Annotated in this window: 10 protein-coding genes; 9 read left to right on the top strand and 1 reads right to left on the bottom strand. The window is 45.3% G+C overall.

All coding sequences use genetic code 11. The features are described from left to right. The first annotated feature begins 7 nt into the window (after positions 1–7). The 9 genes from C558_RS0109110 (at position 8) to C558_RS30755 (ending at position 14,103) form a co-directional block, all read left to right on the top strand. A complete protein-coding gene (locus C558_RS0109110) occupies positions 8–1,003 on the top strand; it encodes a ComEC/Rec2 family competence protein (protein WP_018755955.1) in 996 nt (331 codons plus the stop codon). A 19-nt stretch (positions 1,004–1,022) separates the two neighbouring features. Beyond that, positions 1,023–2,012: a serine hydrolase domain-containing protein gene (locus C558_RS30770; RefSeq protein ID WP_018755954.1), complete on the top strand. Its 990-nt coding sequence runs from the start codon at positions 1,023–1,025 to the stop codon at positions 2,010–2,012. Positions 2,013–2,223: 211 nt separating this feature from the next. Continuing rightward, positions 2,224–4,620, top strand: a complete 2,397-nt coding sequence (locus tag C558_RS30765; protein ID WP_169445337.1) for a glycoside hydrolase family 2 protein — start codon at positions 2,224–2,226, stop codon at positions 4,618–4,620. Between the two features lie 87 nt (positions 4,621–4,707). After that, a complete protein-coding gene (locus C558_RS0109095) occupies positions 4,708–5,583 on the top strand; it encodes an ABC transporter permease (RefSeq protein ID WP_083927156.1) in 876 nt (291 codons plus the stop codon). 24 nt (positions 5,584–5,607) lie between these two features. Then, positions 5,608–6,501, top strand: a complete 894-nt coding sequence (locus C558_RS0109090) for a carbohydrate ABC transporter permease (protein WP_018755951.1) — start codon at positions 5,608–5,610, stop codon at positions 6,499–6,501. Between the two features lie 65 nt (positions 6,502–6,566). Then, positions 6,567–8,195 (top strand): extracellular solute-binding protein, encoded by a 1,629-nt coding sequence (locus C558_RS0109085; protein WP_018755950.1) that lies wholly within the window; start codon positions 6,567–6,569, stop codon positions 8,193–8,195. Between the two features lie 115 nt (positions 8,196–8,310). Then, positions 8,311–10,644 (top strand): family 43 glycosylhydrolase, encoded by a 2,334-nt coding sequence (locus tag C558_RS30760; RefSeq protein WP_018755949.1) that lies wholly within the window; start codon positions 8,311–8,313, stop codon positions 10,642–10,644. Between the two features lie 139 nt (positions 10,645–10,783). Further along, complete coding sequence (locus C558_RS0109075; protein WP_083927133.1) at positions 10,784–12,358, top strand: response regulator; 1,575 nt, start codon at positions 10,784–10,786, stop codon at positions 12,356–12,358. Positions 12,359–12,384: 26 nt separating this feature from the next. After that, on the top strand, positions 12,385–14,103 hold the full coding sequence (locus tag C558_RS30755) for a sensor histidine kinase (RefSeq protein ID WP_051106853.1): 1,719 nt from the start codon (positions 12,385–12,387) through the stop codon (positions 14,101–14,103). Here C558_RS30755 and C558_RS34220 read toward each other — a convergent pair. Next, the gene (locus C558_RS34220; RefSeq protein ID WP_169445335.1) at positions 14,100–14,237 is read right to left on the bottom strand and encodes a hypothetical protein; all 138 of its coding nucleotides are present in this window, start codon (positions 14,235–14,237) and stop codon (positions 14,100–14,102) included. The two genes, C558_RS30755 and C558_RS34220, sit on opposite strands and share 4 nt — an antisense overlap. Positions 14,238–14,757: the final 520 nt, after the last annotated feature.

The following is a 14,757-nucleotide window of genomic DNA, read 5'->3' as shown; positions in this document are numbered from 1 at the left end:
GAAATGGATGTTCAGCTTAGATAAATGGCTACGGCTGGTGAAAAATGCTGCTGTCCTGGGTATGGCTGCTTTATTACTTCTATCGGGATGTTCAACAAACCATACCGATTCTACTAATCCAGTGCAGGTCGAGCCTGTTGTTCAAGTTAAACAGGAGGCTTCGAGAACGAATGACATATTCGATGCTGCCAAATACCAAGATCAACTGACGATTCGTTACTTTGATTTGCAATCGGCGGAAGACACCGGAGACAGCATTCTGATTGAGACGCCGGACGGTAAAACCATGCTGATCGACGCGGGGATCCCTCAGGTTGGTTCACAAGTCGTGAAGTATTTGGATAAGCTTGGCATTGAGAAAATTGACGTGGCTGTAAATACGCATCCGCATGCCGATCATATCGGCGGGTTCGCAGCGGTGCTGCAGTCCAAGGAGATCTCCACCATGGTGATGGAGAATTTGCCGTATGATTCGAACGCATACCGCAATGCCGTTCAAGCGCTGCAGGAGAAAAAGGTCAAAATCGAATATTTGGAGGATGGGGCAACGTTCCATCTCGGCAAGGATGTCTCGGTTGAAGTGCTGAATCCGCCAAAAGGCGCGCTGCCGGGTGCAGTTAAACGGTTCAGTTTTGCTGAGGTCAACAATCAAGCGATGGTCTTGAAATTAACCTACAAGGAAAAAACATTCTTGTTCACAGGTGATATTTACAAGGAGCGTGAATATCAATTGGTCGATAGCAAGGCACAGGCTTTGAAGGCGGATATGATGCACGTGCCGCATCATGGGAATAAGACGTCATCATCACCTTCTTTTGTTAAAGCGGTATCTCCGCAAATCGCCATTATCAGCAGCAATATTCTTCAGTCGTCGGATATCGTCAAGCGTTACGAGAATAATGATGTGAAGGTATATGTTACGGGACTGCATGGCAATATCTTGATTACGTCTGACGGCAAAGAAATGAATGTCATCACGGAAAAAGATTGGAGTACTAAATGACTGTAGGGGAGGGGACAACATGCATTTGCAGAATAAGTTCTCGGATCTGATGCATCGATTCGCGGAAGAAAATCATTTCAGTGGCACGGTACTCGCAGCGAAAGAAGGAGATATCCTTTACAAGGAAGCTTTCGGACTCGCGAACCGAGAGCACGAGGTTCCGAACCGGATCGGATCCAAATTCCGGATCGCCTCGCTAACCAAAGCGTTCACGGCCTTGGCGGTACTGCAGTTAGCGGAGCAAGGCTCCCTTTCGCTTCAGGACAGATTACGAACGTATTTGCCGGAATACCCTGAGTTGGACGAACGTATCACATTGCATCACCTGCTAACGCATACGTCCGGTATTCGTGATATTGAAGACGTACCTCAATTTACGGGACATTTGGAAAAGTTGTCTTACGATAAACCAGGTTTTATTGGGTTGTACAAGGATTTGCCGCCCTTTTTCGCCCCAGGGGAGGGGTGGAAATACGGGAATTGCGGGTATACGATGCTTGCCTATATCATTGAAGCGGTCACCGGTTTGTCGTATGAGCGGTACCTCCGCCAGCATATTTTCGAGCCGCTTGGGATGAACGATACCGGCTGCGATTCACACACGAAATTCGTGAAGCATCGATCAGACGGCTATAGTACGGTTGAAGGGGACATCGTTCCGGCGATGTATTATGATCTCGGGACCGTCATGGCGTCCGGAGATCTCTATTCTACGGCCTGCGATCTGCTGAAGTGGGACCAAGGCCTGTACACGGAAAAGCTGGTATCCTCCGAATCCATCCGGCAGATGTTCACCCCGCACGCACACGTGAGCGACAGCCACCATTATGGATACGGCTGGAACATCTATCCGAAATACGCTGAGCATAAAGGTTGGCTGCCTGGGTATTGGTGCAAGATCAGACGTTATCCTGAAGAGCGGATCCTGCTCGTATTGCTCGCAAATCATGACTTTGTGCAAGAAGAGGACATAATGGACCAATTGAGCGCCTTGGTGTTCAGTGGGTAAAAATAGGCACGAGCTAAAATGAAAGTTCATTTCATTGAAGCACGTGTTTTTTTTGTTTTGTTTTACTTCGTTGATAGAATACAGAAATCGTTGATGAGGAAAGTAGTTATACATGTCGAGAAACTATAAAATATGATTCATAAGGGAGGGGCTAGTCACAATGCAATGTTCGAATCTCAGTAGAATCACACAAAATTTTAACAGGGACTGGATGTTTATCCTTGAAGATAAATTGGGGGCTGAGCAGAAGCAATTTCCCGCCAATGGATGGGAAAGCGTCTGTTTGCCGCATACACCTAAAATTGAATCCCTTCATGTGGATCTGCACTATCAAGGTCTTTGTTGGTATCGTAAGCGTTTTCTTGCAGACGAGGCTTACAAAGGAATGAAGCTCTTCATTGAGTTCGAGGCGGCCATGCATGAAGCTCATATATGGATTAACGGAACATTCAAGCTGGTTCATAAAGGCGGTTATTTGCCGTTTATGATCGACATCACCGAGGATGTTGAATTCGGGGCAGAGAATGTGATAGCCATCCGGCTCGATAACCGCAACAACGGTGCAATACCACCCGGCAAGCCGCTCGAGAGTCTGGACTTTTCGTACTTCGGCGGACTGTATCGCAACGTGAAGCTCCATATCATGGACAAGCTCCATGTTACTGATGCGGTATATGCGGGGAAACCGGCGGGAGGCGGGGTCTTCGTCAAATATTCGAACGTCTCGAAAGCAGCTGCTACCGTTGAAATACAGACTCACGTGCTGAATGAGTATGAGCATGGCAAGGATGTCAAAGTCGTGGCATCGATCTTGGACAAGCAAGGCACAATTGTTGGGACGACAGAAAGCTTAATCGAAAGCGTTACTGCTGGCGGTGATTGCACATTCACACAAATGATTACGCTCGCAGATCCTCAGCTTTGGCATCCGGATCATCCCTATTTGTACACGTTGTTGACAGAAATTATCGATGGTGACGGTCGAACGGCAGATGAACTTCGCACCCCAATCGGAATTCGCACGATTTCGTTCAGCAAGTCGAATGGCTTTATGATCAACGGGGAAAGATTGGTCATCCGTGGGACGAACCGCCATCAGCAATATCCATATATCGGCAATGCGGCTTCGAACAACGCTCAGTACCGTGATGCGTTGAAGTTGAAGGAAGGCGGATTCAATTTCGTACGGCTCGGACATTATCCGCAGGCTACAGCTTTCCTGGATGCTTGTGATGAGCTCGGACTGATGACGGTTGAGCCGGTTCCTGGCTGGCAGTACTGCGAGGTTGGAGAATTCCAGGAGATCGTCAAGCAGAATATCCGGGATATGATTCGCCGCGATCGGAATCATCCATGCATGATCATGTGGGAGGTCAGTCTGAATGAGACCTATAACAGACGGCAAGGCGCGACAGACGAATTTTTCCGCGAATGCCACCTGATTGCTCATGAAGAATATCCGGGAGATCAAATGAACACATCGGGAGATACAATCGGTAGGGTAGACCCTGCCTACGTCAATTATGATGTGCCGTACACGATGTGGGAAGATAGTAATTTGTCCCGTCCATTGGAGGATGTCCTGCCTGACAAGGGAGGATTTGACAGGGAGTACGGGGATTATGAATTTGGCGGTCATGAGAGTACGAGCCGTATGCCGCGCGGCGCTGGAGAAGAGAAGCTGCTGCTGCAAGCATGGAATTATCAATGGTCGCTGAACCGGAACCGTGGCAATCGCTGGTCGCTTGGGGACGCTTCGTGGGTTGGCATTGATCATAACCGAGGCTGCTATCCGCGAGTAGCGGAATGCGGAGCGCTAGATACCTTCCGTTTGCCTAAATACGTGTATTATTTCTATCAGAGTCAGAGAAGACCGGATGTTATTCACGATCAAATCGATAGCGGACCGATGGTGTTCATTGCGAATGAGTGGACGGAACGTGTCTCACCGGCCAAGATTGTCGTGTATTCCAACTGTGATGAAATCGAACTGTTTGTTAACGGAAAATCGGTGGGTGTACGGAAGCCTGACCAAGGACCCGACACGGAATACGGTGAACGCGTAACGGGCTATGAAGTCGATTATTGGCTGACCGACGAGGAGCAGCATAAGTGGAAAGAAGGCAGTGTGGAGTCTAAAGACGACACCGGCATTGTGATGGTAAACAGACATGATGGAGGGAATTGCCGCAATCTAGCTAGAGCGCCGTTTACGTTTGTAGGCGTGGCCTATGAGCCCGGAGAACTGAAGGCGATTGGACGAATCGGAGGAGTAGAAAAAGCCTCCTTCGTCGTGTGTACCCCACTTGAGCCTGAAGTGCTGTCTATCCGGATAGATATGGGCGGCAAAGCGCTTGCCGCAGACGGATCCGATTTTGTCTTTGCTTATGCCGAGATCCTGGATGCCAACGGGACTGTCGTCCCTTCTGCGGACTATGAAGTGACTTTTGAAGTGGAAGGATCCGCTGTCATTATTGGCGAGAATCCGGTTCAGGCCGAAGCGGGCATCGCGACGGTACTGCTGCAATCGCGTCCGGTACCTGGAGAAGTGATCTTGACGGCCCATGAGAAAGGATTATCCTCTACCGTCATATTCACAATCAAATAGAACATTTGGATTCAACGGAACTTCACAGAATAGCAGGAGGTGAGTCGTTTGAATAGACGTCTTATACAGCAGTGGGACCTGCAAGTTATGGTCATCCCTGCGATCATCATGATCATTATATTTTCTTATATCCCTATGTGGGGTGTTCTTACCGCGTTTCAGGATTATAGTCCGGCGAAAGGCTTTTTTGGAAGCGATTGGGTAGGGTTCAAACATTTTAGGATGTTTTTTAACGCTCCGGAATTTTGGCAGATCATGCGGAACACGATTGTGATCAGTCTTCTGAAGCTGTTCATTGCGTTTCCTGCGCCGATCTTCCTGGCACTGATGCTGAATGAGGTGAAAAACGCGTTCTTTAAGCGGTTCGTTCAGACGGTCAGTTATTTGCCCCATTTTATTTCGTGGGTCATCGTGTCGGGATTCGTCATCTCCTTATTGTCAGTTGATAACGGCAGTGTGAACATCCTGCTGCAGAAGCTTAACATCATCGATGAGCCTGTCCATTGGCTGTCGATTCCCGAGTACTTCTGGAGTATTCTGATCTCGTCGGGGATCTGGAAAGATATCGGCTTCGGCGCAATCGTGTATTTGGCAGCAATTACGGGAGTCGATCCCCACATGTACGAGGCGGCTTCGATTGACGGCGCTGGCCGGATGCGGCAATTGGTATCCATTACAATTCCGTCCATCGCACCCGTGATTATCATATTCCTCATTTTGCAAGTAGGACAAATCTTAAATGCAGGTTTTGAAGAAATATTGCTGCTTACCAATCAGGGGCAGAACGTCGTATTGCGGCCGGTGGCGGAGACGATCGATACGTATGTCTATCGTGTCGGGATCGAGAATTATCGCTTCTCCTATGCGACGGCGGCTGGTTTGTTCAAGGGCGTGATCAGCGTCGGATTGCTTGTAATCGCGAACTGGATCGCTAGAAAACTGGGGAACTCTAGCTTATGGTAACGGCTTCAAGAAAGGAGGCAGCTTGTGAAACGCTCACTCGAAGATAATATAATCGATATTGTGGTATACGGAATCTTGTTGTTGCTAGCCATTGTCACTTTGTATCCGTTCTGGAATTCTCTGGTCCTTTCCTTTAATGCAGGAAATGATACGGCGGCTGGGGGCGTTACCATTTGGCCGAGAGAATTTACACTCGAGAACTATAAATATGTTTTCAAAGATGCTCGATTAGTTAATGCTTTCTGGATCACTGTTGCAAGAACCGTTACGGGAACCGTCCTATCGATTCTGTTTACCGCCATGTTTGCTTACGCCATGTCCAGGCGTGGGTTGATCGGCAAAAAGTTCTATATGATTCTGTGCGTCATTACGATGTATTTCAGCGGAGGTCTCATCCCGAGTTATCTATTAATCAAGGATTTGCATTTGATGAACACCTTCTGGGTTATGGTAATACCTGGTCTCATCAGCGTCTGGAATATGATCATCTTCCGCACCTTTTTCCTAGGGCTCCCTGACGGACTGGAGGAATCGGCCAGAATCGACGGATGCAATCATATCAATACTTTTTTCCGAATTGTTCTGCCGGTATCAGGACCGGTCATCGCGACGCTATCGCTGTTTACGGCGGTTGGTCACTGGAACTCATGGTTTGATGCTTCAATCTATATTTCGAATCAGAAACTGCTGCCACTACAAGTTATTCTGAACCAAACCATACAATCGATTTTATCATTTGAATCCTCAACGGTGATCAGTGCGACCAAACAGGAATTTCTGCAGAACGCGCAGAGTGTCACGCATAAATCGGTCGTTATGGCAACTACGATGGTAGCAACCATTCCAATTGTTATGGTGTATCCATTCGTGCAGAAGTATTTTGTCAAAGGGGTACTTGTCGGATCATTGAAAGAATAGGGAGATGTTATACGCCGATAGGTGATAACATATAAAAAGATTGTTCGAGAGGGGTAATCGAAACAATGAACAAGAAAAAATGGCTGACCTGTTTATTGGTTACAGTTCTATCAGTCAGTACACTGTTATCTGGCTGCGGAAGCGATAAAGACGAGAGCAAAGCTGCAACAGAGAATGGTAAAGTCGGAGAAACTGCAAGCCAAGACCAACCGCTAGAGTTTTCGATGTACAACTTTGATGACGGATGGCAGCCTGCTCCTTGGGGAGAGACGGTTACTACCAAGTGGATTCAGGAAAACAAGAAGGTATCCATCAATTATCTTCCAACGAACGGCAACGCCAAACAACGATTTAACGCCATGTATGCCAGCGGCGAGCTGCCTGAAGTGATTTCGCTTAGTCCCGGACCCGAGCTGGATAGGTTAATCAGTGAAGGCCAATTGGTGGAGCTTGATCCGTATCTCGACAAATATCCGAACTTGAAGAAGGCTGCTGGTGACCAGATCATTAATATTAACCGCTCGGAAGACGGCAAGCTGTATGTCTTCCCGGAATGGTATGTTGGTGGCGATCATATGAACGGGAACGGCGGTTGGGGCATCAACCGCAAAATTTATAAAGAAATGGGCTCGCCGAAGCTGGAGACGTTAACTGAATTAGAGAGCTATCTGCGTGCAGTGAAAGAAAAATATCCGAATGTAATCCCGCTTGAAGTCGGCGCTCCATACGATATCAAGATGATGTATTCCGCGTTTAAAGAGAACGGCACGCCGTATTTTGCGAGCAGAATGTTCTATCCGGAAGGCAACACGTTGAAGCCAATTACGGAAGACCCTGCTTTCAAAGAGTTTATGCTGTTCGCTAGCCGATTGTATCGCGACAAGCTGATGACACAGGACGTGTTCACTCAAAAGGCTGATCAAATGATAGAGAAGCTTAGCCAAGGGAAAGTAGCTGTTTCCATTAGTGCGAACTTATCGGGCAGAGCGCGTGTTCCGAACTCTACGCTCCGCGCACAAGATCCTGATGGTGGATATGAATTTATTTGGCCAATCCACAAAGAAGGTTTGGACAAGAACAAAATTTATCCTAACTATACCGGTAGAGAAGGCGGCGGCAAAATCGTCATTACGAAGAATGCGAAAGATCCTGAACGAATTTTCGCTTATCTGGATTGGGCGACAAGCAACGAGGGGCAGTCAGTTCTCTGGTTTGGACCTCCGGGATTCCTATGGGATACGAAGGACGAGAACGGAATTCCAATCCCTAATGACAAATACAAAACGATGGACAAAGCAGAATTGGACAAGATGCACATTTCCGACAACATGATGGCCGGAAATGCAACTTGGGTCGATCTAGCCAAAGTAGCCAGAGAAAGTCTTCTTCCTAAAGAGCAGCAGGATTTCCAAACGCAGCAGCAGGTGAACTTCGGTTGGAAGACGTCTATGGATATTACAGCCTTTGCGAATACGGACCCGCAAGGGGACTCTGAAGAAGGCATTATTCTACAGTCGGTGAAGGATATGTTTGATCAAGCGTTCTCCACCATGATTTATGCCAAGAATGACGCGGAAGTAGAGTCGATCCTGACCAAGACGAATGAAGAAATGCAGAAGCTTGGTTTCCCTAAAGTACTCGATTTCGTGCAGAAGAAATGGCAGGATAACCTGAATAAAATAAACGGTAAATAACTACAGGTTTGTCGAATGTAAGAGTATACTAGTGGTGTATACTCTTACATTTTTTGATATATTTCTGCCTATTGCGTAATATCGTGATTCCTAAAAAATGGAGGTACTACGAACGATGAGAAGAGAAGTTACAGATCCTGCAACTCCTACAATGATTCCTACCAATGGATGGATTGCTGACAATGGGAATGGTACTTATACAAATCCGATCATGTGGGGTGACTATCCGGATAATGATATTATAAGAGTTGGCGACACCTATTATATGTCATCAACCAGTATGCATTTATTCCCAGGATGCCCCATTATGAGTTCCAAAGACTTAGTGACTTGGGCATATGAAAGTTATGCTGTGGATCGCATGGAAGGTGACCCATACGACCTTATCAATGGTGATGTCTATGATGAAGGTCCGTGGGCAACGAGTTTAAGATATCATAACAATAAATTCTATCTTATGTTTAATATCAATAGAGATTCTGCATATGTAAGTATTGCAGATAGCGCAAAAGGTCCATGGACACTGTATAAACTGGAAGACGAACTTTATGATCCAGGATTATTGTTTGACGATGATGGGAAAATCTATGTCGTGCATGGACAAGGAGAACTCTATCTGAGTGAGTTAGAGATCGTAGATGAAGTAACAGGCCAATTATCTATCATCTCTAAAAGAGAAGCTGGTGCCAAAAGAAACGGGAAGATGATTTATGCTTATCCAGTTCCCGGTCATCGTTACAATGGGTATAATGAGGGAGCTCATGTATACAAAATTAATGGTTTCTACTATATTCTAACGACGCCGATTTGGAAGCATGGCTCCAAAAAAGAAGTTGCCATTCGAACAAAGGATTTAGCAAATGGACCTTATGAAGTTGAAGATATTATGACAAGCTTTATGAATTTCTGGGGTAATGGTATTCATCAAGGGGGAATTGTTGATGTTCCTCAGGAGGATGGTACTTCAGAATGGTGGGCGATCATTTTCCAAGATCGATCGAAACTTGGAAGAGTGCCTACACTGCAGCCAGTAACATGGAAGAATGGCTGGCCATACATGGGACAGGTAGATGGTGAAAAAGCCGTTGTTACGTATAGAAACCCTAACATACCCAATGTAGAGCATGTTGAACCTAAGGCACTCCCAACTTCGGATGATTTTAGCGCGAATAAATTAGGGTTACAGTGGCAATGGAATCACAATCCGGATAACAGGAAATGGAGTCTTGAAGAAAGACCAGGATTTATGCGGCTGCATACATCAAGTGTGACCGATAATTTATCCTATGCCAGAAATACGCTCACGCAACGCGTCGTTGGGCCGGATTGTGTAGGGACCGTGAAGCTCGATGTGAGTCATATGGCGAATGGTGATGTAGCGGGTCTATGTTTGATGCAAAAAGAATTTACTTTTATCGGAATGAAATATGAAGAAGGTCATCAGTCGATCGTGATTAACGATAATTCGATTGAGCATGCAGTCCTGACCTTACCCAAAAGCATTCAAGAAGTATGGTTCAGAGCTGAGACGCCAAGAAACGAATATCGAATGGAGTTTTCCTATAGTATAGACGGCATCCACTTTACAAGACTTGGTGGAAGATACGATATGCAATATGGAACCTATGTCGGAATGAGGTTCGGTATTTTCAAGTATGCAACCATCAAGCTTGGCGGATATGTAGATGTAGATTCCTTTGAATTAACAACGACAGAAAATCAGGGAAACCTCTTCGGTATCAATAGAAAGATTGATGCGGAGCGCTATGATGATCAAAAGTTTGTATCCGATAAGGAACTGCAAATCAACGCCAAAACAGAATGGACAAGTGATGATGCAAACCGTGAATATGATCTAAGTATATCTAATCTGAAAGACGGAGATTGGTTGCAATATGATCAGGTCGATTTTGGTGCTGGTGATGCAGCATGGTTTAATGCACGAGTAGCAAGTTCATTCACTGGAGGTACGATAGAGGTAAGACTTGACAGCATTGATGGTCATGTAATAAGTACATTTCCTATTCCCAATACAGGTGATATCAACCAGTATGTCAATGTGAAGAGTGATCTTACAACAAAAGTTACTGGAATTCAAAAGGTATATCTTGTGTTCCATGGTGCGAATCACGATCTGTGCAAACTGAACTGGTTTATGTTTGGTTCTGGAGAATTTCCTCAAATCCCTCCCGTTCCAGAAAATTTGACAGTCGCGGCAGAAAATGAATCCATTCTAAATATGAAATGGGATGAATCACCGGGAGCGCTGCAATATGACATGATGTTTGATGGCAGTGTTATTAGCAATATTACTAGTGATTTCTCACAAACGGGTCTCTCACCGCGCTCCAGTCATACGGTACAGGTAAGGGCTAAAAACGTTGCTGGTTATAGTGAATGGAGTAATGAAGTTAATGCTGAAACATGTTCAGAAGAAGTGGCAGGATAATCTGATTATAATTAAACGACAAATAGTAACAAATAGTAACAAATAGCAACAAATACCTACAGAATTGTCGAATGGAAGAGTATACTATTATAGTATACTCTATACATTTTTATAAGGACTGATTGCCATATATAACGTATTGCTAGTAGATGATGAACAGTTAGATTTGGAAGTATTGCAGCGTTTTACCCCTTGGGAGCAGCTTGACATGGCGATCGTTGGTGCTGTACACGGGGGAGGGGCAGCCTTGAACCTGTTGCGTGAACAGCCAGTTGATATTCTGATCACCGATATCCAGATGCCGATTATGTCTGGATTGGAGATGGCCGAGCAGGCCAGAAGCTTGCTTCCCCATTTGAAAATCATTTTTATTAGTGGTCATCAGGATTTCCAATATGCCAAAAGAGCGATTGCGATGAATGCCAGTTCTTACATTCTAAAACCTGTGGATGATCAAGAGCTGCTGAACACGCTGCAGCTTGTCAGAGAGCAATTGAAGTACGAACAGGAACAAATGAAGAAAGAAGAGCAACTGGACTCATCGATTCCGCTGTTGCAGAATGAAATGATGTATCAGTGGCTTCGGCGGACGATCGATTATAGCACCCTGTACAGACTTTATGAGAGAAGCGGAATCTATTGGCATGGCGGACCATGCTGCGTTGGTATTATCGAAATGGATGACATGGCCTGGAAGTTGAAGGCGTTTTCAGATGATCAGCGAAGATTCGCCATCGATCATGGATTTCGGTTGATTAGTGATTATCTTCAAGACCGGCAGCTGGGGATTTATTGTAAAACAGGTGATGATAAGGTTGTCATCGTCATTAACGCTGCAAGGCTCAATGCTGCGGAAGCGATGCAGTCTTTGGTTGAACATGTCTGTAACCATTCCAATTTGACCATTACGGTTGGACTGGGCTCAGAGGTCGCCTCCCTTCAAGACGCCCCTGAGTCCTACCTACAAGCCCGAGAGGCGCTTGCAACGAAAATGTTCATCGGCAAATGTCGGGTCATCACGCAGGAGCAAACGGCGGGCGAGATCGTTCAAACATCGCTTAACCTGGAGCAGATCATGGACAAGATGTTTGAGGCCACAGCGAACTATGACCTTGTACGCATTCATGACAGCTTGGAACAGCTTTTCGAATTGGTGCAACGCCTGAAGGACAAGTTATCAGTTTATAATTTTGCGTTGTATGTCGTTTCCAAAACGGATTTTTTCCTGCAATCACTGAACGTCAGTCTATATGACCTATTAAGCATCGAACTGAAAAATTTGAACATACTGTACGATTTTGAGACGATTGACGACATCAAGTCGTGGCTTCGTAAGCAATTGTATGAGGTTTCTGAGCATCTGCATAACAAGAAGAAAAATCCGAACCGGAAGCTGATTGATGAAATTGAAAGATATGTTGAAGCGAATCTGGTAGAATCACTGCAACTCAGGAATGTAGCCAAGCTGTTCGGATTTTCACCCAACTATTTGGGTTATTTGTTCAAAGAGGTAACCGATGAACAGTTTAGTGATTTTGTCACGAAGAAACGGATGGAGAAAGCGCGGGAATTACTTCAGGACCCGAAATTGAAAATATTTGAAGCGGCGCACCTGGTAGGTTACCAGAATCTGACGATGTTCAGCAGACATTTCAAGCAAAGCTTCGGTCTTCCGCCGGTCGATTATCGTAAACAAGGCCGTGGTCAACCATGAAACGGTTCACTTTCAGATATAAACTAATGGCATCTTATATGCTCCTGGTTATCGTGCCAGTTATTACGATCGGTTATTACGCTTATAATACCTCTGTACAATATGTAAAAGAGCAGACGGTTCAAAATGTGAAAAGCACGTTAAAGCAGGCTAACGATAATGTTGAGAGAAGAATGAAAACGGTAGAGCAGGTCGATAATCAGCTTTATCTGGACCAGTCGCTGCAGCGGGCATTCAACAAACGGTATGAGCCCTTGGAAAGTTATCAGACCGTTAAGGATAAGATCATTCCAAAGCTGGAATCGGCATTGAACTTGTCTCCGAATAACGTCGTGATTGATTTGTTATTGCATAATGAAAGCTTACCGGAAATTTATAATACAGAGACCGGTGAAGACCCACTCTTGGATGGCAAACGGTATAATCTGATTCATTATCTTCGAATGGAGCAGCTGGATTGGGTGAAAAGTTTTGACGACATGCCTGTAGACTCCATATGGATGCAGGTTGGTTCGGATTCGAAATTTGGGAATGTTTCTTGGCTTAGAAAGATGATGGATTTCCAGACCATTAAGCCGATTGGTACGATGCGGATTACCGTCAAAATGGATGATTTATTTGGAAACCTGAATTATAGCGACAGCAGAGATGGCATCCCAGGGTATTTCGCCGTGATCAACGAGCAGAACGAAACTGTATACGAGAATAGGAGCAATCCGCTCCCGCAGCATTGGCAATCTGAGGCGGAAGCTTATATGCAGATTCATGAGCCCATCGACGGAACAAAATGGCGTATTATGGCGCTTGTTCCGCTTCAGGAGTTGGAACATGCTGCGCAGAAAGTAAAGAATGTTACACTACTCGTCTGTTTAGCAAGTTTTTTGGTACTCGTGGTGATCAGCGCGATTATATCGAATACGTTTTCGAAGCAAATCTCCAGGATTGTTCGCTCACTCCGAGCCTTTCAGGAAGGGAATTTTGCGAAGCGGGTCCAATATTCTGGCTCGGATGAGTTTGCGCAAATTGCCATAGCATTTAATGAAATGGCTGAGAATATAGAAGACCTCATTCAGGAGGTCTACATCAGCAACTTGCAGAAGAAAGAAGCCGAGCTGGATGCACTTCAGGCTCAAATTAAACCGCACTTTTTGTACAATACATTATCTTCGATTAGCAGACTCGCGCGTTTAGGCGAAACGGAGAAGCTCCACCAAATGGTCACAGAGCTGGCCATGTTCTATCGTCTGACCTTGAATCAGGGGAGATCGATCATCCCGATTCGTGAGGAAATTCAGCAGGTCCGCTCGTACATTGGCATTCAAAAGATAAAGCATGTCGACAGGCTGGATGTCAGCTATGACATTCAATTCTCTGTCTTGGAATACGATACAGTGAAGCTGATTTTACAGCCGTTCGTTGAAAATGCCTTGGAGCATGCCATGTCCGAAGAGCCCCTTCATATCCGGATCATCGCCTATCAGGAAGAAGGAACCATCGTCATGAAAGTCATCGATAACGGCGTCGGGATGAGCGAGGAGACGGTGAGTAAAATATTTGGATCTGAAGGTCAAAGTATTGGTTATGGAATCCGAAATGTGAATGAACGGATCAAGCTGCAATTCGGAGAATCGTTCGGTATCACGATCGAGAGCGAATTGGGTGTGGGGACGACGGTTCGCGTTGTTATTCCTTTATACCGGGAGCTGTCTGTTCTAACCAGCGACAAGGATGGAGAGTTGATCTAATCAGCCCTCCATTTTTGCATTCTATCAGCTGCATATTGAAGCCCAAGTTCATTGGGACATCGCGCTAAAAGGTTAGCCAATTCTGGCTGACCTTTTATTTTTTCTTTTTTTTCACTCATTGCGATGAATTTCATTGATAGAGTGCAGAAATCGTTGCTGAGTGCAGTATTTTTCTACATCAAAAACCCATAAAATGTGATTAATTAGGAGGCTGATAACGAACTCGGTAGAGACACATTGGAAGCGCTGTTTTAATGTGGAATCCAGAATGAAGACAATCATTCCTGCACAAGAGACGTTCAGATTAGAAATCAGACGAGCATATCTTTCACAATTTTATAAAGAGCAAACTGGCGTCAAGGGTCTGGGGAAAAGGATTAACGGAGTAAGCGCAATGATATAATTTATTGTTACGGAATAATTCGTAAAATAAATCAAGAAATCTAAATTAATGTCATTAACTTCACATTGGCGGGAGAGTAAGATTTAAGTATTAATCATGACATGGATTCATTGATATTCACGACATGACGTGAATCCGCTTACATCTAAGAAAGGGGGGTGTCTTGGCATGCAATTGACTAAAAATGGGGATAGGACCTGGTACGGCTGCCGACCTTCATACGCGAAAGGAGTTCTTCCAACCAAGGGTAT

Origin of the sequence: Paenibacillus terrigena DSM 21567, from assembly GCF_000374845.1 — a bacterium.
Classification (GTDB): Bacteria; Bacillota; Bacilli; order Paenibacillales; family Paenibacillaceae; genus Paenibacillus_K; species Paenibacillus_K terrigena.
Note: the sequence above shows the minus strand (reverse complement) of the source record. Positions and strands in the feature narration are given on the sequence as shown.

Bases quoted from the DNA above. Each gene is read 5' to 3' on its own strand.
- C558_RS34220 (WP_169445335.1), bottom strand. From the start codon at position 14,237: ATGAAATTCATCGCAATGAGTGAAAAAAAAGAAAAAATAAAAGGTCAG.
- C558_RS30765 (WP_169445337.1), top strand. From the start codon at position 2,224: ATGTTTATCCTTGAAGATAAATTGGGGGCTGAGCAGAAGCAATTTCCC.
- C558_RS30755 (WP_051106853.1), top strand. From the start codon at position 12,385: ATGGCATCTTATATGCTCCTGGTTATCGTGCCAGTTATTACGATCGGT.
- C558_RS30760 (WP_018755949.1), top strand. From the start codon at position 8,311: ATGAGAAGAGAAGTTACAGATCCTGCAACTCCTACAATGATTCCTACC.
- C558_RS0109085 (WP_018755950.1), top strand. From the start codon at position 6,567: ATGAACAAGAAAAAATGGCTGACCTGTTTATTGGTTACAGTTCTATCA.
- C558_RS0109110 (WP_018755955.1), top strand. From the start codon at position 8: ATGTTCAGCTTAGATAAATGGCTACGGCTGGTGAAAAATGCTGCTGTC.
- C558_RS30770 (WP_018755954.1), top strand. From the start codon at position 1,023: ATGCATTTGCAGAATAAGTTCTCGGATCTGATGCATCGATTCGCGGAA.
- C558_RS0109095 (WP_083927156.1), top strand. From the start codon at position 4,708: ATGGTCATCCCTGCGATCATCATGATCATTATATTTTCTTATATCCCT.